The sequence below is a fragment of the Neobacillus cucumis genome (genome assembly GCF_002860255.1).
GTDB lineage: Bacteria > Bacillota > Bacilli > Bacillales > Cytobacillaceae > Neobacillus > Neobacillus cucumis_A.
Genome location: NZ_PGVE01000047.1, coordinates 15670 through 35525 on the forward strand (window position 1 = coordinate 15670; position 19856 = coordinate 35525).

Annotated in this window: 19 protein-coding genes; 17 read left to right on the plus strand and 2 right to left on the minus strand. The window is 39.3% G+C overall.

Annotated features, from left to right (window positions below):
- The first annotated feature begins 10 nt into the window (after nt 1-10).
- Both CVD27_RS12550 and CVD27_RS12555 read left to right on the plus strand, forming a co-directional pair.
- Nucleotides 11-1177: a Gfo/Idh/MocA family protein gene (locus CVD27_RS12550; RefSeq protein WP_101648250.1), complete on the plus strand. Its 1167-nt coding sequence runs from the start codon at nt 11-13 to the stop codon at nt 1175-1177.
- Nucleotides 1178-1318: 141 nt separating this feature from the next.
- Nucleotides 1319-2740, plus strand: coding sequence for a sugar porter family MFS transporter (locus CVD27_RS12555; RefSeq protein WP_257984351.1), 1422 nt, complete (start codon nt 1319-1321; stop codon nt 2738-2740).
- A gap of 275 nt (nt 2741-3015) precedes the next feature.
- On the opposite strand, the gene CVD27_RS12560 is transcribed toward CVD27_RS12555, so the two are convergent.
- Nucleotides 3016-3879 carry a sugar phosphate isomerase/epimerase family protein gene (locus tag CVD27_RS12560; RefSeq protein WP_101648251.1) on the minus strand — a complete coding sequence of 288 codons (864 nt, stop codon included), beginning with the start codon at nt 3877-3879 and terminating at the stop codon, nt 3016-3018.
- Nucleotides 3880-4156: 277 nt separating this feature from the next.
- On the opposite strand from CVD27_RS12560, the gene CVD27_RS12565 reads away from it, so the two are divergent.
- The 4 genes from CVD27_RS12565 (at nt 4157) to CVD27_RS12580 (ending at nt 8717) form a co-directional block, all read left to right on the plus strand.
- Entirely contained in the window at nt 4157-5023 is an 867-nt protein-coding gene (locus tag CVD27_RS12565) for a helix-turn-helix domain-containing protein (RefSeq protein ID WP_101648252.1), read from the plus strand.
- A 188-nt stretch (nt 5024-5211) separates the two neighbouring features.
- The gene (gene iolE / locus CVD27_RS12570; RefSeq protein WP_101648253.1) at nt 5212-6126 is read left to right on the plus strand and encodes a myo-inosose-2 dehydratase; all 915 of its coding nucleotides are present in this window, start codon (nt 5212-5214) and stop codon (nt 6124-6126) included.
- Nucleotides 6127-6156: 30 nt separating this feature from the next.
- Nucleotides 6157-7584: a sugar porter family MFS transporter gene (locus tag CVD27_RS12575; protein WP_101648254.1), complete on the plus strand. Its 1428-nt coding sequence runs from the start codon at nt 6157-6159 to the stop codon at nt 7582-7584.
- Nucleotides 7585-7682: 98 nt separating this feature from the next.
- Nucleotides 7683-8717 (plus strand): Gfo/Idh/MocA family protein, encoded by a 1035-nt coding sequence (locus CVD27_RS12580; protein ID WP_101648255.1) that lies wholly within the window; start codon nt 7683-7685, stop codon nt 8715-8717.
- 99 nt (nt 8718-8816) lie between these two features.
- On the opposite strand, the gene CVD27_RS28070 is transcribed toward CVD27_RS12580, so the two are convergent.
- Complete coding sequence (locus CVD27_RS28070; RefSeq protein WP_180960256.1) at nt 8817-8969, minus strand: hypothetical protein; 153 nt, start codon at nt 8967-8969, stop codon at nt 8817-8819.
- A 207-nt stretch (nt 8970-9176) separates the two neighbouring features.
- Between CVD27_RS28070 and CVD27_RS12585 the strand changes: the two genes are divergently transcribed.
- From CVD27_RS12585 to CVD27_RS12635, 11 genes are all read left to right on the plus strand, one after another.
- Nucleotides 9177-9773, plus strand: coding sequence for an NADPH-dependent FMN reductase (locus CVD27_RS12585; protein WP_101648256.1), 597 nt, complete (start codon nt 9177-9179; stop codon nt 9771-9773).
- 159 nt (nt 9774-9932) lie between these two features.
- On the plus strand, nt 9933-10505 hold the full coding sequence (locus CVD27_RS12590) for a putative ABC transporter permease (protein WP_101648257.1): 573 nt from the start codon (nt 9933-9935) through the stop codon (nt 10503-10505).
- Nucleotides 10506-10699: 194 nt separating this feature from the next.
- Nucleotides 10700-11473 (plus strand): cytochrome c oxidase assembly protein, encoded by a 774-nt coding sequence (locus CVD27_RS12595; RefSeq protein ID WP_101648258.1) that lies wholly within the window; start codon nt 10700-10702, stop codon nt 11471-11473.
- 160 nt (nt 11474-11633) lie between these two features.
- A complete protein-coding gene (locus CVD27_RS12600; RefSeq protein WP_101648259.1) occupies nt 11634-12332 on the plus strand; it encodes a response regulator transcription factor in 699 nt (232 codons plus the stop codon).
- 4 nt (nt 12333-12336) lie between these two features.
- Nucleotides 12337-13698 carry a sensor histidine kinase gene (locus CVD27_RS12605; RefSeq protein ID WP_101648260.1) on the plus strand — a complete coding sequence of 454 codons (1362 nt, stop codon included), beginning with the start codon at nt 12337-12339 and terminating at the stop codon, nt 13696-13698.
- 13 nt (nt 13699-13711) lie between these two features.
- Nucleotides 13712-14407, plus strand: a complete 696-nt coding sequence (locus CVD27_RS12610) for a polysaccharide deacetylase family protein (protein WP_101648261.1) — start codon at nt 13712-13714, stop codon at nt 14405-14407.
- A gap of 1 nt (nt 14408) precedes the next feature.
- Nucleotides 14409-15002: a DedA family protein gene (locus CVD27_RS12615; protein ID WP_101648262.1), complete on the plus strand. Its 594-nt coding sequence runs from the start codon at nt 14409-14411 to the stop codon at nt 15000-15002.
- A gap of 138 nt (nt 15003-15140) precedes the next feature.
- On the plus strand, nt 15141-16316 hold the full coding sequence (locus CVD27_RS12620) for an MGDG synthase family glycosyltransferase (RefSeq protein WP_101648263.1): 1176 nt from the start codon (nt 15141-15143) through the stop codon (nt 16314-16316).
- Between the two features lie 22 nt (nt 16317-16338).
- A complete protein-coding gene (locus CVD27_RS12625; protein ID WP_180960257.1) occupies nt 16339-16941 on the plus strand; it encodes an undecaprenyl-diphosphatase in 603 nt (200 codons plus the stop codon).
- Between the two features lie 27 nt (nt 16942-16968).
- Nucleotides 16969-18672 (plus strand): DUF6044 family protein, encoded by a 1704-nt coding sequence (locus CVD27_RS12630; RefSeq protein WP_101648265.1) that lies wholly within the window; start codon nt 16969-16971, stop codon nt 18670-18672.
- A gap of 15 nt (nt 18673-18687) precedes the next feature.
- Nucleotides 18688-19677, plus strand: coding sequence for a glycosyltransferase family 2 protein (locus CVD27_RS12635; RefSeq protein ID WP_101648266.1), 990 nt, complete (start codon nt 18688-18690; stop codon nt 19675-19677).
- Nucleotides 19678-19856: the final 179 nt, after the last annotated feature.

Here is a 19856-nt window from a genome sequence, read left to right on the forward strand (position 1 = left end):
GAATGAAAACATGATTAATGGTGAAAAAAACGTTGAGCAGCCAATCCGCTGGGCAATGGTAGGTGGTGGACGTGGAAGCCAAATTGGCTATATACACCGTTCAGCTGCGCTACGTGATCATAACTTTGAATTGGTTGCGGGTGCCTTTGATATTAATCCCGAACGAGGGAAAGATTTTGGGGTTAATTTACATGTTGATCCAGAACGTTGTTATCCTGACTACAAAACAATGTTTAAAGAAGAAGCAAAGCGTGAAGATGGGATTCAAGCGGTTTCTGTTGCTACTCCAAACGGAACACATTATGAAATCACAAAAGCAGCTCTAAATGCTGGACTTCACGTTGTGTGTGAGAAACCTCTATGTTTTACCACTGAAGAAGCACTTGAATTACAAGTACTTGCAAAAGCAAAAAATCTTGTTGTTGGCGTTACATATGGTTATGCTGGACACCAGATGATTGATCAGGCACGAAGAATGATTGAAAATGGAGATTTGGGAGAAATCAGGATCGTAAAAATGCAGTTTGCACATGGTTTCCATTCTGCTGCTGTAGAAGAAAATAGTGAAAGCACCAAATGGCGCGTTGATCCAAAAGTCGCAGGTCCAAGTTATGTTTTGGGTGATGTAGGAACACATCCATTGTATATATCCGAGGTTATGTTGCCAAACTTAAAAATTAAAAAATTAATGTGTTCCCGCCAGAGTTTTGTGAAGAGCCGTGCGCCACTTGAGGACAATGCATTTACCATTATGGAATATGATAATGGTGCTGTTGGGTATGTTTGGTCTTCCTGTGTTAATGCTGGCTCCATGCATGGGCAAACGATTCGTGTAATAGGTTCCAAAGCTAGCATTGAATGGTGGGATGAACATCCTAATCAATTAAGATATGAAGTTCAAGGTCAACCGGCACAGATTTTAGATCGTGGTATGGATTACCTCTATCCACAAGCACTTACAGATGACCGTATCGGTGGAGGCCATCCAGAAGGACTATTTGAAGCATGGTCAAACCTATATACTCGTTTTGCAAAGGCGATGGTTGCAGCCGATCGCGGAGAAATGTTAGATGCATCTTGGTATCCAGGAATCGAGGCAGGAGTAGAAGGTGTTCGCTGGGTTGAGAATTGTGTACGCTCTGCAGATAATGGTGCTGTATGGGTTGAATACCAATAAACATAAAGTTTCATTCCAATAAAGGCCTTTGATGATCTAAAAGGCCTTATTGTATAAAATTTATTGGAAACGCTTTAATGAGATTGTGAGAATGAGAGGCTTAAGGGGAAAGATAAGTAAAAAAACGTGGGAGGAAAATACATGGGTAATCAAGTAGGAAATTTTAAACGTAATTTACGAACGATTATGATTTCTGCAACATTTGGGGGACTTCTTTTTGGATATGACACGGGAGTTGTTAATGGCGCTTTACCTTTTATGGCAAAACGTGACCAGCTTAATCTTACGCCAACTACAGAAGGGCTTGTGACTAGTTCGCTTCTTGCAGGTGCAGCAATTGGTGCTTTACCAGGAGGGAAGCTGCAAGATCGCTATGGCCGACGTAAAATGATCCTTAATCTTTCATTATTATTTTTGATTGCAACACTTGGAACTACATTTGCTCCCAATGTTTCAGTAATGGTTACCTTTAGATTCTTGCTTGGACTTGCTGTTGGAGGAGCATCTTCAATGGTACCGTCCTTTCTGGCAGAGATGGCACCTGCCGAGAATAGAGGACGAATGGTGGCTCAGAATGAAATTATGATAACCGGCGGACAATTATTAGCTTATGTTTTTAACGCTATTCTTGGTGTAACAATGGGCGATACTGGACATGTTTGGCGTTACATGCTCTTTATTTGTGCAATTCCGGCCTTTATGTTATTTATTGGGATGCTCAAGGTTCCTGAAAGCCCAAGATGGCTGGCATCAAAAGGGAAAAAGGAGGAGGCGCTAAGCGTCCTAAAACAAATCCGTGACGAGAAACGTGCTATTGCAGAATTTAAGGAAATTGAAGAATCCGTAAAAAGAGACGCAGATCTTGAAAAAGCAACCATTAAAGACTTTTCTACACCATGGTTACGCCGTATTTTGTTAATAAGTATTGGAATTTCCGTCGTGAATCAAATAACTGGGGTTAATTCCATTATGTATTATGGTACGCAAATTCTAGAGCAGGCTGGTTTTGGTACGAAGACTGCATTAATTGCAAACATTGCAAATGGACTTATTTCCGTTCTTGCTGTCATATTCGGTATTTGGATGATTGGCAAGGTGAACCGACGTCCAATGTTGATTATTGGTTTGTCTGGCACAACCACTTCACTTTTATTGATTGCAATATTTTCAATGGTACTGAAAGGTTCTCCTGCACTGCCGTATCTTGTACTTTCTTTGACCGTTTTATTCCTGGCTTTTATGCAAGGGTGTATTGGACCGGTAACGTGGTTAGTTGCTGCGGAAATATTCCCACAAAGATTAAGAGGCCTTGGTAATGGTATTAGTGTATTTTTCTTATGGGCTGTCAACTTTGTTATTGGTTTTTCATTCCCTATTCTTTTAAGCACGATAGGTTTATCAGCTACATTCTTTGCTTTTGTTGTCATTGGCTTATTGGGAATTGCTTTTGTCTACAAATTTATGCCAGAAACAAATGGCTTTACACTTGAAGAACTGGAGGAGCAATTCCGTTCAAAGTATGATAAAGGGAATATGAAAAAATCTTTTAGTAAGGCCCAGTAAGAAAAACTTTAAAACTAAAAATGTATTAACTAATAAGGCTGTGTTAAAGGTTATTGTTGATTTTGGAACGATGTTGATTGGAGCGGAAGGCGCTCGACTCCTGCGGGAGTACGGGGCTGGGGAGACCCCACAGGCGCTTTAGCGCCGAGGAGGCTCCCCGGCACGCCCGCGGAAAGCGAGCGCCTGGAGCGGAAATCAACATCCATGTTTAACACAGCCAATAATAAAAAAGGCATAAAGGACTTTTTCTGCAAAAGATCCTTTATGCCATTCGATCAATTATGAACAGCGTGTTTAATATAGTACTTTTCCAATACTTCCAAGGTCGTTTCTTTTGCTTTTTTTATGACTTCTTCAGGGTTCATTTGATAATATTCTGGTCTGAATAACTCTACGGATGCGACAAAATCATAATTCAATTCTTTTAATCTTTTCAAATGCGCTTCTAAATCAATCACACCGTGCCCAGGCCAAACTCTGTCACTATCACGCATTTGCCCAATCGGATAACCCTCAACATCATTGATATGGAAGATAAACAATTTATCTGCTGTCTCATCTGTTACATCTTCTAATCTTGATCCCATTCCAGTGAATTGGAAAGTATCATACACGAGACCCACATTATCTCGATCAACTGCTTTTACAATACTGTATGCTTGTGCGAATGTATTAACGGTATTTTCCTGAATGCCGATAAACTCAATCGCAATCTTTACTCCGTATGGTTCGGCTAAATCAGATAGATGGGTTAACACTCGAATACAACTTGCATTTACTTCTTCCGTTAATGTTTTTCCTTTTTCCGTCACATCAATATTAGAAGGTACCGCGCAAATATATGGACAATCTATTTTTTTGCAAATCTCCAAGTATTCTTTAAATTCCTCAATAATCTTTTCTTCGTCTTCTTTTGTACGGTTATTAAAAAAACATAATGCGTTCAAAGAAAGTGGTTTAATATGATGGGTATCAAAATAGGCTTTTAAATCATCTAATGTATACTCTTTAAGATAATCTTTTAACTGATCAATTGAGCGAATTTCAATAAAATCATAACCGTGTTTTTCACAATACTCTAAATTCTGTTGAAGAGAAGCACTTTCAAATGTTGTTCCTTCATTAAATGATAATTTCATTGGTAAGCCTCCATTTCATAACTTATGTATGCGATTTCAGTTTAATAGAAATTTTCCTTTTTTACTCTATATAATCTTGCTTTAAAATTGTATTTTGGTGCTATTTTATAATTTATTTGATCACTTTTGGTAAGGAATTAGGTCGTTTATATGATGTTCAGAGAATTTCCACCGTGCTATTCTATACGAATAGTTCCAAAAAATAGACCATTACCTTTTGAGTCAGTATAAAATATACTATATATAGAGTGCTTACAATTAGTGAGAGGTGAGAAAAATGAATTTCTATATTCCAAAAGTAGAACCAGGCATCAAGTCAAAAAAGGGATTATATTTTTATGAACCTTCCGCATTAACGAAAGAATTATATCATTATGTCCTATGGGGCGGTGAATATATAGTAGATGTTCCCTACAGCATTAAGCGGGATTACATGAATTCCTTTATCCTTTTTTATATAAAAAAGGGATCGATGCATTTCCACTATCTTGACCAATCATTTGTAGCCTCGAAAGATGACATTGTTCTGTTAGATTGTAAAGAAAAAAATAACTACTCTGCAATGGAAGAAACAACCTTCCAATTTTTTCACTTTACAGGTAGTCACACGCAAGCTATGTATAACGAGTTATACAAAAGAAAGGGCTGCACGTTTAGACTGCCGAGTGAACAAAATAATATTCCCAATATCTTATCCCTGATCGCATCGAATCAGGAAATAGACTTTACGATATCCCTAGAAATTTATAAACTGCTTGGTAATTTAGTAGAGAGTACCCGGAATACGTTTGAAAATAGAGATGCAAATGTAGCAAAAGCAGTACCAAAAGAAATTCAAGCCGTACTATCCTTTATTAGTGAGAATTACGCATCTAAAATTTCCGTCGACCAGCTGAGTGAAATATCCAATTTAAGTACATATCATTTTTGTCGGACGTTTAAAAAGTATATAGGAACCAGCCCTCACCAATATGTACTAAATTACAGATTGATCCAGGCTAAGAATCAATTGGTGGAAACCAATCTTTCAATCGAGCAAATAAGCATGGAGTGCGGATTTAATAGTATTGGCCATTTTATTCGAGTGTTCTCCCAATCTACTGGGGGCATCACTCCTGGGAAGTTTAGAAAACTTTGTTTTTAATTATCTATTTTTAAAAAGATATCCATTTCTGTGGATATCTTTTTGTTAATTTTTGATAAACTTATAAAAGTTTAGCAAGAAATGATAATTTGATAGCAATTTTTTATAATACATCGATTCGCCATAATTTATAAAATAAGGTCAACCGGTTAAACAGTCCTACTTTTTATAAGGAAGAAGGTTATACGATGGAAAATAAAAAAATCTCATGGGGGATTGCTCCAATTGGATGGCGCAATGATGACATCCCGGAAATTGGGGCAGAGAATACCTTGTCCCACTTACTAAGTGATATTGTAGTAGCAGGCTTTGAAGGAACAGAAGTTGGCGGCTTTTTTCCAGAACCGAAAGTATTGAACAAAGAGCTTCAACTCCGCAAATTAAAAATTGCCGGACAATGGTTTAGCAGTTTTATTATTCGAGATGGTGTGGAAGAAGCCTCTAAAGCGTTCCATAAACATTGCGAGTATTTGAAAGCGGTTAACGCAGCTGTTGCTGTCGTATCAGAGCAAACTTATAGTATTCAGGGTACAGAAAAAAATGTGTTCAAAGAAAAACCGTCCTTCACAGATAAAGAATGGGATCAGTTATGCCAGGGACTAAATGAATTAGGGAAAATTGCTGAAGAATATGATTTGAAGCTAGTTTTTCACCATCATATGGGGACGGGTGTCCAAACATTAGCCGAGATTGATCGTCTAATGGAAAACACGGATCCTACTCACGTTCATTTACTGTATGATACCGGCCATATCTATGTATCCGATGCTGATTATATGACTCTATTAAATAAACATATCAATCGTATCCATCACGTTCATTTTAAAGATGTGCGTCCAGCGGTAAAAGAACAATGTGAAAAAGATGGAAAGTCCTTCTTACAATCATTTTTAGCAGGAATGTTTACCGTTCCTGGTGACGGCTGCATTGATTTTACAGAAGTATATAACAAGCTTCTCGAAGTGAATTATTCAGGCTGGATTGTCATTGAAGCAGAACAAGACCCCTCAGTTGCACATCCGTTGGAGTATGCCTTGAAAGCCCGTAATTATATTAATGAAGAATTAATTCCGTTAGAAAATGGCTCATTGATTAAAGCTTAATAAAAAAAACGAACCCTGGGGAGGGAGACTATGAGTAATCAGGCGATTGAAAAACCACGTGATTACCAAAAAGCTTTAAAAAAGATTACGGTTATATCTACATTTGGGGGCCTTCTATTTGGATATGACACCGGTGTGATTAACGGTGCCTTACCTTTTATGGCAAAACCTGACCAGCTCAACCTGACACCGGCGACGGAAGGTCTTGTGACAAGCTCATTACTGTTTGGAGCTGCCCTTGGATCCGTATTTGGCGGGCGTTTATCCGACCGTTTTGGCCGCCGCAAAATGATTTTAAATCTCGCTTTACTATTCTTTATTGCCGCACTTGGATGTACGCTTTCACCGTCTGCTGGTGTTATGATCGTCTTCCGATTCTTGCTAGGGTTAGCCGTTGGGGCTGCATCCGTCATGGTGCCATCCTTTTTAGCAGAGATGTCTCCGGTCGAGAAGCGGGGAAGGATGGTTACGCAGAACGAATTAATGATTGTTTCCGGCCAACTGTTAGCGTTTGTATTTAATGCCATCCTTGGAAATGCGTTTGGTGACGGAGTATCACATGTTTGGCGCTATATGTTAGTGATTGCGTCACTTCCGGCTGTGGTCTTATGGTTTGGAATGTTAACGGTTCCAGAGAGCCCGCGTTGGCTTGCATCAAAAGGAAAACTGGGGGATGCACTAAGAGTCCTTAAAGAAATACGGGAAGCAAACGCTGCAGATTCTGAACTGAAAGAGATTAAAGAAAATATTGCCCTGGAGTCAGGCATTCACCATGCGACATTTAAGGATTTAAACGTACCATGGGTTCGCCGGATTGTTGGAATTGGAATCGGGATTGCCATTGTACAGCAAATTACAGGGGTTAACTCTATTATGTATTATGGTACTCAAATTCTTCAGCAATCAGGTTTTTCAACCAATGCGGCATTAATCGGTAATATTGCAAATGGAGCAATATCAGTCATAGCAACTTTTGTAGGTATTTGGTTACTTGGAAAAATCGGCCGCCGTCCTATGCTCATCGCTGGATTGGCAGGAACAACAGCAGCTCTTGCCCTCATTGGGGTATTCTCGATCGTACTTAAAGGATCTCCGGCACTTCCGTTTGTCGTTCTTGGCTTGACTGTTACCTTTCTTGCTTTTCAACAGGGTGCGATTTCGCCTGTAACCTGGTTAATGTTATCAGAGATCTTCCCGTTAAAATTACGTGGTATTGGAATGGGGGTAACTGTATTCTGCTTATGGATCACAAACTTCCTTGTTGGCCTGTTTTTCCCAATATTATTAAGTGCAGTAGGCTTGTCGATCACCTTCTTCATTTTCGCAGTGTGTGGAATTGCTGCCATTGCTTTTGTGCATAAAATCTTGCCAGAGACGAGAGGAAAGTCACTTGAACAGTTAGAAGATTATTTCCGAAACTATGGACAAGAAAGTCAAAAACAAGCTTCTAATCAATAATCGGATCAACCAGTGATGGAATGATGAATTAAGTGAAAAATGAAAGCGTTATCTGGATGGATCAATTTAAATACGTAAACAAAAAGGAGAGTATCAACATGACTTTAAAATTTGGTGTAGTAGGAACTGGGGCAATTGGCAGAGAGCATATTGATCGAATTACCAATAAATTATCTGGGGGAAAAATTGTCGCTGTTACGGACGTTAATCAGGAATCAGCTAAACAAACGGTTGAAATGTATCAATTAGATGCTGTCGTTTATCCAGACGATCAAGCACTAATTGCCGATGAGAATGTGGATGTTGTTGTTGTGACAAGCTGGGGACCTGCTCATGAAGCAACGGTTGTCGCAGCAGTCGAGGCTGGTAAATATGTTTTCTGTGAAAAACCGTTAGCGACGACTGCGGAAGGCTGTATGCGAATTGTGGAAGCAGAAATGAAACAAGGTAAAAAATTAGTTCAAGTAGGCTTCATGCGCCGATACGATAATGGATATGTTCAATTAAAACAAGCCATTGATAATCATGAAATTGGTGAGCCATTAATGATTCGTGCGGCACACCGTAATCCAACTGTAGGTGAAAATTATGTGACGGAAATGGCTGTTGTAGATACATTAATCCACGAAATTGATGTGCTTCACTGGCTTGTCAATGATGACTATAAATCTGTTCAAGTTGTTTTTCCAAGGAAAACAAAATACTCACATGAAAAGCTGCAAGACCCACAATTATTTACCATCGAAACAGTTGGCGGGATTGTGATGAGTGTGGAAGTGTTTGTCAATTGTAAATATGGCTATGATATTCAATGTGAAGTCATCGGTGAAGATGGAGTGGCAAAATTACCTGAATACTCAAGTATCGTGATGCGCAAAGATGAAAAACTTAGCACAAGCATCTTAAATGATTGGAAATATCGTTTTATGGATGCATATAATGTTGAAATCCAAGATTTTATTGATTCCGTTACTAAAAAGGGCGAGCCACAAGGACCAACCTCATGGGATGGCTATATTGCAGCCGTAACAGCGGATGCATGTGTGAAAGCCCAGCAAACAGGTCAAAAAGAAGCGATTGTTCTTAACGAAAAACCGGCATTTTATAGTGAGAAGAAGCTTCAAAAGGCTTAAATCTTTTATAGAAATTGATAGATAACTTAAAAGAACCTAAGAGGAACCAATATTGGTTCCTCTTAGGTTCTTTCAACTTCCTATCTCTATGGAAACAAATTACTGATTTTGATTTTTAAGTATTTCTTTAAGCTCACGTTGTTCTTCTTTTAACGATCGTATTTCTTCTTCTAATTTTTCTATCTTCTCAAATAATGGTGACAATGCTTCTTGAAGCATGACACGTAAACGGTCACTTTTTTCCATATCCATCATCTTTTCCTCCTTATTTTCACTATCCATAGTTTAAATGAAAATAATTATCATTGTAGTGAGCTGTATCACATCAATATCAGTTATTCTTTTATAAAAAACTATTGACATACAATTAACTATATAATATGATTATCTCGAATTAAAAATAAATGTTTTTGAGATACTCGCATCAAAGATAAATACATCAGTAAGGCGGTGCAAGCAATGGGTTTTTTCAATCGATTATTTGGTCAAACACCAGAGGAGGAAAATAAAGTGACAAAATTAAACATCGGTATTATCTTAGGAAGCACACGTCAAGGACGCGTTAGTCCACAAGTAGGCGAATGGGTAAAAGGAATTGCTGACAAACGCGGCGATGCTAATTACGAAATCGTTGATATCGCAGACTTCAACTTACCATTCTTAGGTACTACAGATGGTTCAGAACCAGGAATTGCTGCATGGAACCAAAAACTAGCAAGCTTAGATGGATTCGTATTCATTGTTCAAGAATACAATCACAGCATTACAGGCGCTTTGAAAAATGCCCTTGATTTTGCACGTGAAGCTTGGAACGACAAGGCTGCAGGAATCGTAAGCTATGGTTCAACAGGCGGTGCCCGTGCTGCTGAACACTTACGCGGTATTCTAGGAGAATTAAAAGTAGCAGACGTTCGTACACATCCAACATTGTCATTATTCACTGACTTCGAAAATGGCAGTGTCTTCAAACCAGCTGAACTACACTTAACAAATGTAAATGCCATGCTTGACGAAGTAGTTAAGTGGAGCGGTGCTCTAAAAACAATTAGACAATAAATAAGTTTAATACCCTTAAAAAGGTGTCTGACACTCTAATGGTGACAGGCACCTTTTACACTATACGGCTATAAAAAATGAGGAATTTTTTAGTATATTTACCACCTCCACGGTTAATCCTAAATTGGGAAATTCTTATCCGTGAAAGGTGGTTTAGACATGACACATAATTGGTTAAAAGGCTTGGAACTTCAACTTGTAGAAGTACTTACGATCGAAGGGGCCGCTGCCATCCTTTTTTATTTCATGATCTATTCATTCCTTGGCTGGCTGCTAGAAAATAGTTATAACTACTTCACTAAACGAGAATTCTTTAAGGAGAATTTCTTATTTGGTCCCTTTAAGCCGATGTATGGTATTGCTCCGGTTCTATTGGTTTATCTAACTCCAGCCCATTCCCATTGGCTATATGTTCTGTTCTTATGTTTTACCCTTCCTACCCTTGTAGAATATGCAAGTGGGGCATTGCTTCAGAAGCTTTTCCAAAGGCAATGGTGGGATTATTCTGAAACACCGTTCCAGCTCCACGGTCATATTTGTTTGCCTTTTTCTATCTGCTGGGGCTTTTCATCCCTAGCCTGTTTAAAATGGATTCATCCAGCAATTGCTTTACTGTATGGAAGCGTTGAACCATTTTGGGCATGGATCTGGTCAGTTGTAGGGCTTTACTTTCTTGCTGACCTCGTTCTCGCCACCCGCAAACATTCCCTCCAGGAAGTTGCTGGTGCCTGACACCATTTCCAATATAAACACTCCTTTTAGGTGTAATCCAGGGAGTGTTTTTTCGTCTGCAAGTATTTAGGTTTAGGGGAATATTTCGATACGACCTTCCATATAATTTAAGGTTTATAATTATAAGCAAAATTAGATAACTTACTTTCTCCAAGTGTTCACATCAGGATGTATTCAGAAGGAGGAAGCGATCGATGTTAGAAGTATTTTTTCTTGAAGATCAATGGGTATGGAACCTTCCAATCCTGTCAGGCCTTATTGGTGTCGGTGTTTTATACATCTTACTTTTACGCTCCTTTACAAAATTAAAAGTCCATCATAAGCAGCCATTCCTTTTCTTCCTCGCACTCACCTTACTTTATCTCGCAATCGGCAGCCCTTTATCCACGCTCAATCATTTATCCATCAGTTTGCACATGATCCAGTTAAGTTTATTGTTTTTTGTCCTTCCGCCTCTATTTTTACTAGGTATTCCTGAAAGTTTTCCTCCCATTTTATACAGACTAAATATTCCTCCTTTAGCAGCTTTATTTACCTTTGCCATCCTGTTTTCCTGCTATCATCTTCCGGCCGTTTTAACCTATCTTTCATTACATTCGTTGATTCATACTAGCTATCTGCTCCTGTTAATGTTGTTATCATTCATTAGCTGGCGGCCCATTGTCAAAGAGGAGAATAAAACCTTTGCCTTCTTGAGTGGAATGGTCCTGCTTCCAGCATGTAGTTTGCTCCTTTTAGGCGGTATCTTCGGCAATGCGGCGAATCCGTTCCTTAGCGGAATGCTGGAACATTTTTGCATCACACCATCTGCCATGAGTTCAATCAGTGTGCTTCCGGCTCCTTTTAACACCAGGGCTGACCTCATCATGGCAGGAGTACTGATGATGGGTATTCATAAATTCTCCTTACTTCTAACCGTCCGTATGAGAAAAATCTTACTGGAACGGGATTTGACTGGAAATAGCTGAGCTGCTGTTTCTTTTTTTTATCCCTTAAACGGCAGAAACACTCGGATGAAAAATAGATTAAAATTTAATTAAATCAAGTAAAATAAAGAAAAATAGTGCTAAATTGTAGAGGATATAGTAGATAAAGTTTCTCTACCTTTAACAGAAAGGGGGGCTTATAATGCAACAGCGAATTTTGGTTGTTGAGGATGAAAAGCAAATCGCCAAAATCTTAAAAATTGAACTTGAATATGAAGGATACGAGGTTTCTGTTGCGTATGACGGGAAGTCAGGCCTGCAGACGGCACTCTCTGAAGAACTGGATTTGATTCTATTGGATGTTATGCTGCCTGAAATGAACGGGATAGAGGTATTACGAAGAATCCGAAAAGAAAACAACTTTATTCCTATAATTTTATTAACTGCCCGCAACCTGACAATGGACAAGGTTACAGGACTCGATCAGGGAGCAAATGATTATATAACCAAGCCATTTGAGATGGAGGAATTGCTGGCAAGAGTGCGTTCTTGTCTGCGCCAGAATGCCATTGCGGTCAAAGCCTTACAGCCGGAGGAATCGATCTTAGCGTTTAAGGACTTAACGGTTGACCCTGAAACACGCGAGGTGACAAGAGCGGATACCTCCATTACCCTGACGCCGAAGGAATTTGATTTGCTCGTGTATTTGTTAGTCAATAAAAATAAAATTGTGACGAGGGAAAATATCCTCTTTCATGTTTGGGGATACGAATATGAAGGAGAAACAAACGTCATCGATGTGTTTATCAGACATTTAAGGAAGAAAATCGAAGAAGGATTCGCAGGCCCAACGATTATTCAAACTGTGAGGGGAATTGGCTATACCATAAAGGAGAATTAAGCAAATGAAGATTACCACGAAAATAAACATCATGACAACTGCTTGGATTCTCTGTGTTTTAGTGGCTGTGAATGCGGTTGTCTTTTTTTCATTTATGAGGATCACCGTAAACATGGAAGATCAGGAGCTTTATCAGCGAGCAAATACCCTGATAAAAGAAATGAAATTGGATGAATCTTCTATCTTAAAAAAAGATCAATTAACGCCCTATTTAACAGGTCATTCTTTTATTCGAATTGTAAAACCGGGCTCTAAAATGAATAATGAAGTAACCAATGATAAACATTTGGCCGCAAAGATCAAACCGAAATTTGTTCAAAAGAAGGAAGCCGAAAGGAAAATTATTAGTCAAAACAACGACGAAGTGCAAACCTTAGTTGTGAGGGTTCCCATCCATAAGAGCGGTCAAGTTACAGCCGCACTCGAGATGGGTGAAAAATTATCAGGATTTGAAATGGCGAAGGATGTCTTACTATCCATTCTCGCCTCCAGTACAATATTAGGAGCTTTATTAGCCCTTCTTGGGGGCCGGTGGTTATCGAATTTGATTATGAGGCCCATATCCAACATGATTAACACCATGGAGGATATTGAGCAAAGCGGGATTCCGAAAAAAATTGTCATCCAGCATGAAACAAAGGATGAACTTCAAAAAATGGCGGTCACCTTCAACAGGATGATTGAAAGATTAGAAGATAATCTTGAAAAACAAAAACAATTTATTTCGGACGCTTCCCATGAATTAAAGACACCGCTGACGGTCATTAAAAGTTTTGCGGATCACTTATTAAGACGGGGAATTCGTAATGAGGCAGATGCCTTAGATGCGATTGAAACCATCCATTCAGAAGCCACAAGAATTCAGAAGATGACGGAAAGATTTTTAGATTTAGCGGATACGGAATCTGGAAACCATTTAGAAAAAAAATCACTTGATTTAGTCGCTTTATGCCAGAGTATTATCAAACAGCTTAAAAGTGCTTATAAACGGGAAATCGATCTTCACTTTGCTGCACCATCCATTAAGGTCATAGCGGATGAGTTGAAGCTTAAACAAGCCATTATTATTTTAATTGATAATGCCATTAAATATAGTACGGATAAGATTGATGTGTATTTAAATGTGAACGAGCTAAACACCGTTATAAAGGTGAAAGATTCCGGAATTGGCATACCGGACTATGAAATAAAGAATATCTTTGAACGATTTTACCGTGTCGACAAGGCCAGGAGCCGGGAAACGGGAGGAACAGGATTGGGACTTGCGATTGCCAAAAACATTATGAAACAGCATCATGGTGAAATTAAAATAAGCAGTACGGAAGGTGTTGGAACCGAGGCAGAATTATTTTTGCCGAAAAGCTGAGAAAGGAAAGAGGATGAAACTATTATTGGTGATCATAGGGATACTCAGTATATTCTTACTAGTATATGCCATACTGCCAACCATACTGATTCGCATAAATGGCTGGGGTATCAAGAAAAGGATCCAATCGGACGCCATTGCGATCACCTTTGATGATGGCCCCAATCCTATTTATACCCCGCTGCTGTTAGATCTTTTAAAAAAGTATGGTGTCAAAGCGACATTTTTTGTGGTGGGCAGTAAAGTGAAACGCTATCCGGAAATCATTAAACGAATGAGTGAGGAAGGGCATACGATCGGAATTCATCATTTTCAGCATGTCTCGAGCTGGATCTGCTCACCGTTTCGATTAAAAAAACAGCTCACCTTAACCGAACAAGCCATTTCGGATTGTACAAATGAAAGGGTGACTTTTTATCGGCCGCCATGGGGGCATTTCAACCTTTTTTCTTTGTTTGTAAGTAAACCTTATAAAAAGATCATGTGGTCGCATATTTTTGGAGATTGGAAAACAGAGAAGGGCAAAAATGGTCTGCGGGAGGAATTGCTTGCAGCTACAGAACCCGGTTCGATCCTTTTGCTGCATGACTGCGGGGAAACGCTTGGAGCGGATCAAGAGGCACCAGGCTTGATGATTAAAAATCTAGAAATCTATTTAAAGGAAGCTATTGATCAAGGGACGAAATTTATGACATTAAAGGAAATATAATATGACTATCGAATCCATCCTAAATTATATCAATGTATATGGTTACGTCGTGATCTTTATCTGTCTATTTTTCGGCATCGTCGGAATTCCTGCTCCAGAAGAATCACTGCTTTTTTTAATTGGAGTACTGTGTGGAAAGCATAAACTCTCGTTGGATTTATGCATGATTGCCTCCATGCTGGGGGTGTTTACCGGGATGTTGTCTGCCTATGCTTGTGGAAAATATATGGGCTATCCATTTATTAAAAGGTTTGGCAAGTATGTAGGAATTACCGAAGAACGCTGGGAAAAAGCCGTTGCCTTTTACTCAAAGAATGTCATGAAGACCATTATGTTTGGGTTTTACTTGCCAGGCTTAAGGCAAATCAGCCCGTATTTCGCTGGAATCACCAAAATACCTTTTCGGAAATTTGGACTGCTCTCCTTATTTGGCGCGATTCTTTGGACGATACCGGTTATGTCGGCTGGATTTTTTGCAGGGAAAATCTTCTATATTAATCCGGCTTACATTCCTTTTGCAGGAATCGTTTCATTCCTATTATTCTTGACCTATGTTTGGTTCCGTAAAAGAAAGCGTACCCGATTAACATCATAAAAAACTCGAATTCTCGAGTTTTTTTATTATGTTAAATAACCCTGAATGGTTAATTAAAAATAGATTAAAAACCCGGTTTTAAAAGAATTGAGTGGTAAAGTAAGTTGAAGTTACTTACAAAAACAGGAGCTGGATATAATGAAAAAAATCTTGTTTTTACCACTCTTACAAATGCAATCAGGACATCATCAAGTAGCTGAGGCATTAATGGACCTTTTAAAAGAACAGTCAGATCATCTAATCCTTAAGAAAATGGACTTATTAAGCTACACAAATAAATCTTTAGAAAAAATGATTTCTCGTGGCTATTTAAATTGGATTCGCTATGCACCTGAAACCTACAATATAGCCTACAAAAATTTCTTTTATATGCCGGACACGGAACGACAGTCCTTGAAGTGGTATGAGCCGTTGTTTTTAAAAAAGATGGAGCAATTACTGCGGGAAGAAAACCCTGATTTACTTGTTTGTACGCATGGGTTCCCTTCCCACCTTCTCAGTATTTTAAAGCAGAGAGGAAAATGCAACATTCCGGTTATAAATGTATATACGGACTTCTTTGTTAATAGTGTGTGGGGCAAAGAAGGGATTGAGGCCCATCTTGTTCCGAGCCAACGTGTAAAAGAAACGCTGTTTAAGAAATTCCGGATTCCTAAGCACAAGATGATGGTTACGGGTATTCCTGTTCATGAGGAGATTACCAGGAATGCTGAGGTCCTTAAAACAAAGCATGAGCGTCCTAAAATATTAATTGCCGGTGGAAACAGCGGCTTAGGCGGGATGAAAAAGCTTTTAGAGGAGTTAAAACCTTCGAGTTCTTTGGATTACCTTGTGTTATGCGGCAAGAATAAAAAGTTGTATGATGAGATCTTTTCTTGGAATCTTGACCATATTACGCCACTGCCCTACCTTTCCTCAAGGTCAGCGATGAATGAGCTTTACGAAGAGGTAGATGCCATCATGACAAAGCCCGGCGGCGTAACAGTTAGTGAAGCATTGCACAAAAGACTGCCTATCTTTGTTCATTCGATGCTGCCTGGCCAAGAAAAAATTAACCTTCGTATCTTAAAAGAACAGAAGCTTGTATTCGTCCTTGACCAGGAAAGTTCCATGGAGCAGCAATTATTAAGTGTCATGAACGACCGACAGCGGATGAAAGTTTGGGGACAAGCCATTGATTCCTATCAAAAAGAATTAGAAAGCAGAGAGACCATCGTTGAAACGATTCTTGATGTATTAAACCGGCAGCCGCAAAGTGTAACGCAGGGAGTCGTTCTCCAGTCTGCGATTTTGCATCGTGCCGGTGCCCAATAATGAAGCAAGGAGGATCATGAAGATGCTTAATTTAGATTATGGAGTTTTTCAAATCATCAATCATCTTGCGGTAAGTGAACAATTTTTAAACCCATTGATGATTTTTTTAGCAGAAAAAGCACAATATTTATTCTTTGCAGCAATTATTTTTTATTGGTTTTATCCAAAAGCGGGTAATCGAAAAATGATCGTTGAAGCCATTTTGGCTGCCTGTATTGCCCTTAGTATCAACGGGGAGATTGGCCACTTATTTTACCGTTCTCGTCCTTTTGTCACGCATCATGTGAACTGGTTAATTCCTCATGACAAAAACGCTTCGTTTCCTAGTGACCATGCAACTGCAGCCTTTGTGATTGCGACTGCCATTTGGATTTGGATCAAACGGGATGGCTGGATTTGGCTGATTTTAGCGGCAGGAATTGCTTTATCCCGGGTGTGGACAGGCGTTCATTATCCTTTGGATGTAACGGCGGGAATGATCGTCGGGGTTAGCATAGCTTTTGCCATTCATTATCTATTTATTCGATTTGAAAAAATGACAAAGTTCAGGGACTACATCATTGGGGTGTATGAGAGTGTTGAAGGGAATATTTTGAAAAAAACCAATATGCTTAAAAAGAGATAGCATTAGGAGGTAAATGTTCTCTTAGCCATGAAAAAGCTTAGTAGAAAAATAATAGAATTTTTGGATTCAGAAAAGAAGTATGTCATGCTTGCAGTTGGTCTCATCCTTTTATATGTGTCTCCCTTGTTTATCTTAGGGGAAAATGCGCACATCCGGGTCCATGACAACTTGGACTCCAATATTGCCTGGTACAAAGTATTAAAGGACAGCGGCCAATTATTTGGCGGAATCAATTCAGTAATCCCGCAAGTGATCAATGGACTTCCGCGAAATGCCTTTGGCACAGAGTTTAGCGGGATTGAGTGGCTCCATCATCTCCTGCCCTCCATGCTTGCCTATGCTATTAGTCAAACCATTACAAGACTGGTTGCCTTTTTCGGTATGAATCTATTGCTGAAGGAGCACTTTGTGAAAGCGGACCAGGCCTATCCGATTCGAGTGTTGGTTTCCCTTGCTTTTGCCTTAACTCCCTTCTGGCCGTCAGGTATGCTAAGTACCCTTGGAATGCCGCTTGCCTTGTGGGCGTTTATGAATATAAGAGAAGGACGTTATTCATGGAAAGAGTGGATGACACTTGTTTTGCTTCCGCTCTATTCTAGCTTCGTGCTGGGATTTTTCTTCTTTTTATTTTTCATGGGACTTCTATGGATGAGGGACTTGATCGTAAAGAGGAAACCAAATGGGATGTTCTTCGGCAGTATCGTTTTAATGACGGCTATATACTTATTAATCGAATATCGGCTGGTCTACTCCTTAGTTTTTCCTGAAGCACCTACCAGCAGAAATGAGTTTGTTAGTTCGACGCTGGGATTTTGGCACACAATTCGACTTGTAGGCAAGAACTATTTCCTTGGCCATACCCATGTGCTAACCTTGCATACGTTGGTGATTGTACCATTATCCTTTATTGTCGCTGGCTTCCTTTGGAAAAAGAAGGAGCGAAATGAGACAGAGAAAAGATTTGTCTACTTATTTATATTTAATTTTCTCCTCTCTGTCTGGTATGCCTTTTGGTTTTATAAAGGGTGGCAGCCCCTCAAAGAGAGGATTTCTTTATTAAACACGTTTAACTTTGCGCGATTCCATTTCCTAAGGCCATTAGTAATCTATGTGATGTTTGCTGTGGGAGCCTTTATTCTTAGGCAAAAGGGCAAGGGATGGAAGTCATTCGTAAAAGTATGTCTGATTGTTCAGTTGTTTGTTTTATTCTGTGCCAACGATGAAATCGTCTATCGGGTCGCCGGAAAACCAACGGTCAAGCAGTTTTATGCTACACAGGAGTTTAAAGAAATTGCCGATTATATTGGCAAGCCTAAGAGCAGCTACCGGGTGGCGAGTATCGGAATCCATCCGGCCATTGCCCAATACAATGGCTTTTACACGTTGGATACGTACAACAACTTTTACCCGTTAACCTACAAGCATGAATTTAGGAAAATCATTGCAAAAGAGCTGGAAAAGAGCCCGACATTAAAGAAATACTTTGATACATGGGGCGGCAGGTGTTATCTTTTTGTCGCAGAACTAGGGAAAAACTATGAATTTAAAAAGGATTCGAAAGTGAAAATCCACCATTTGCAATTGAATACGAAAGTATTTAAACAAATGGGAGGAGAGTATATCTTTTCGGCCATACCTATTTTGAATGCAAAAGAAAATAACCTTGAGCTAAAAAGGACGTTTAGCCAAAAAGATTCAGCCTGGAAAATTTACCTTTACCGAGTGAAATAAGGAGGGGAATTTCAGATGAATAAGCCCATCTTAACCATCGTAGTTCCATGCTATAACGAAGAAGCGGTTTTAAAAGAAACCATTTCGCAATTGATCATGGTAGTCAATGATTTAATAGAGGAAGCTCTTGTTTCAAAAAATAGTAAACTATTATTTGTCGATGATGGCAGCAAGGATCAAACGTGGAATCTGATTGAGGCGGAGTGCGATAAAAATAGGATGGTAACCGGGCTCAAGTTAGCAGGCAATGTTGGACACCAAAACGCACTCATTGCTGGTCTCGAAACAGCCAATAATTATTCTGACTGCGTGATTTCTATAGATGCTGACCTTCAGGATGACATTCATGTGATTAAAACATTTTTAGAGAAATATTGGGAAGGTTCCGATATTGTCTATGGTGTAAGAGAAAGCCGGGAGACGGATACCTTTTTTAAACGGAATACAGCTTTGTTTTTCTATCGTTTTATGGAGCGGATCGGAATGAAACTGATCCCAAACCATGCCGATTTTCGGTTGATGAGTAAGCGGGCATTAGAGGAATTATTGAAATATAAGGAGACCAATTTGTTTTTACGTGGTCTGGTTCCCCTTGTGGGATTTTCCTCCACTAAGGTTTATTACGATAGAAAAGAAAGGCTGGCTGGGGAATCCAAATACCCTTTGAAAAAGATGCTCGCTTTTGCCTTTGATGGAATGACCTCCTTCAGTGTGGCACCCATTCGCTTTGTCACCTTTTTAGGCTTTCTTTCGGTTGTAATAAGTGCTTTAGTTGGCGGTTACGCCATTGTTCAGGAACTTTTGGGACATACCGAGTCAGGCTGGACTTCGCTCGTGATCTCCATCTGGTTTGTTGGCGGACTCCAATTAATGGGAATAGGGATAATCGGTGAATATATCGGTAAGATCTATCGGGAAGTGAAGCAGCGTCCAAGATATGCAATTGAAGTGGATCGTTTCTCAACACTGGTTAAGGAGAAACAGGAAGAACTTGTATTTAAATAGAAATGAAGGGGGACCCAGTTGTGTAACGGGTCCCATTTCTATCGCCAATTTTTTAATCACTTTTAGAAATGTAATATTAATTGCATCGCATTCGCGGTGCTTTTTTTTATGTGAAAAAAGTAGGTGGCTTTTGAAAGAAACGTTGAGATATTAAAAAACCTTCTTGACGACTGTACACC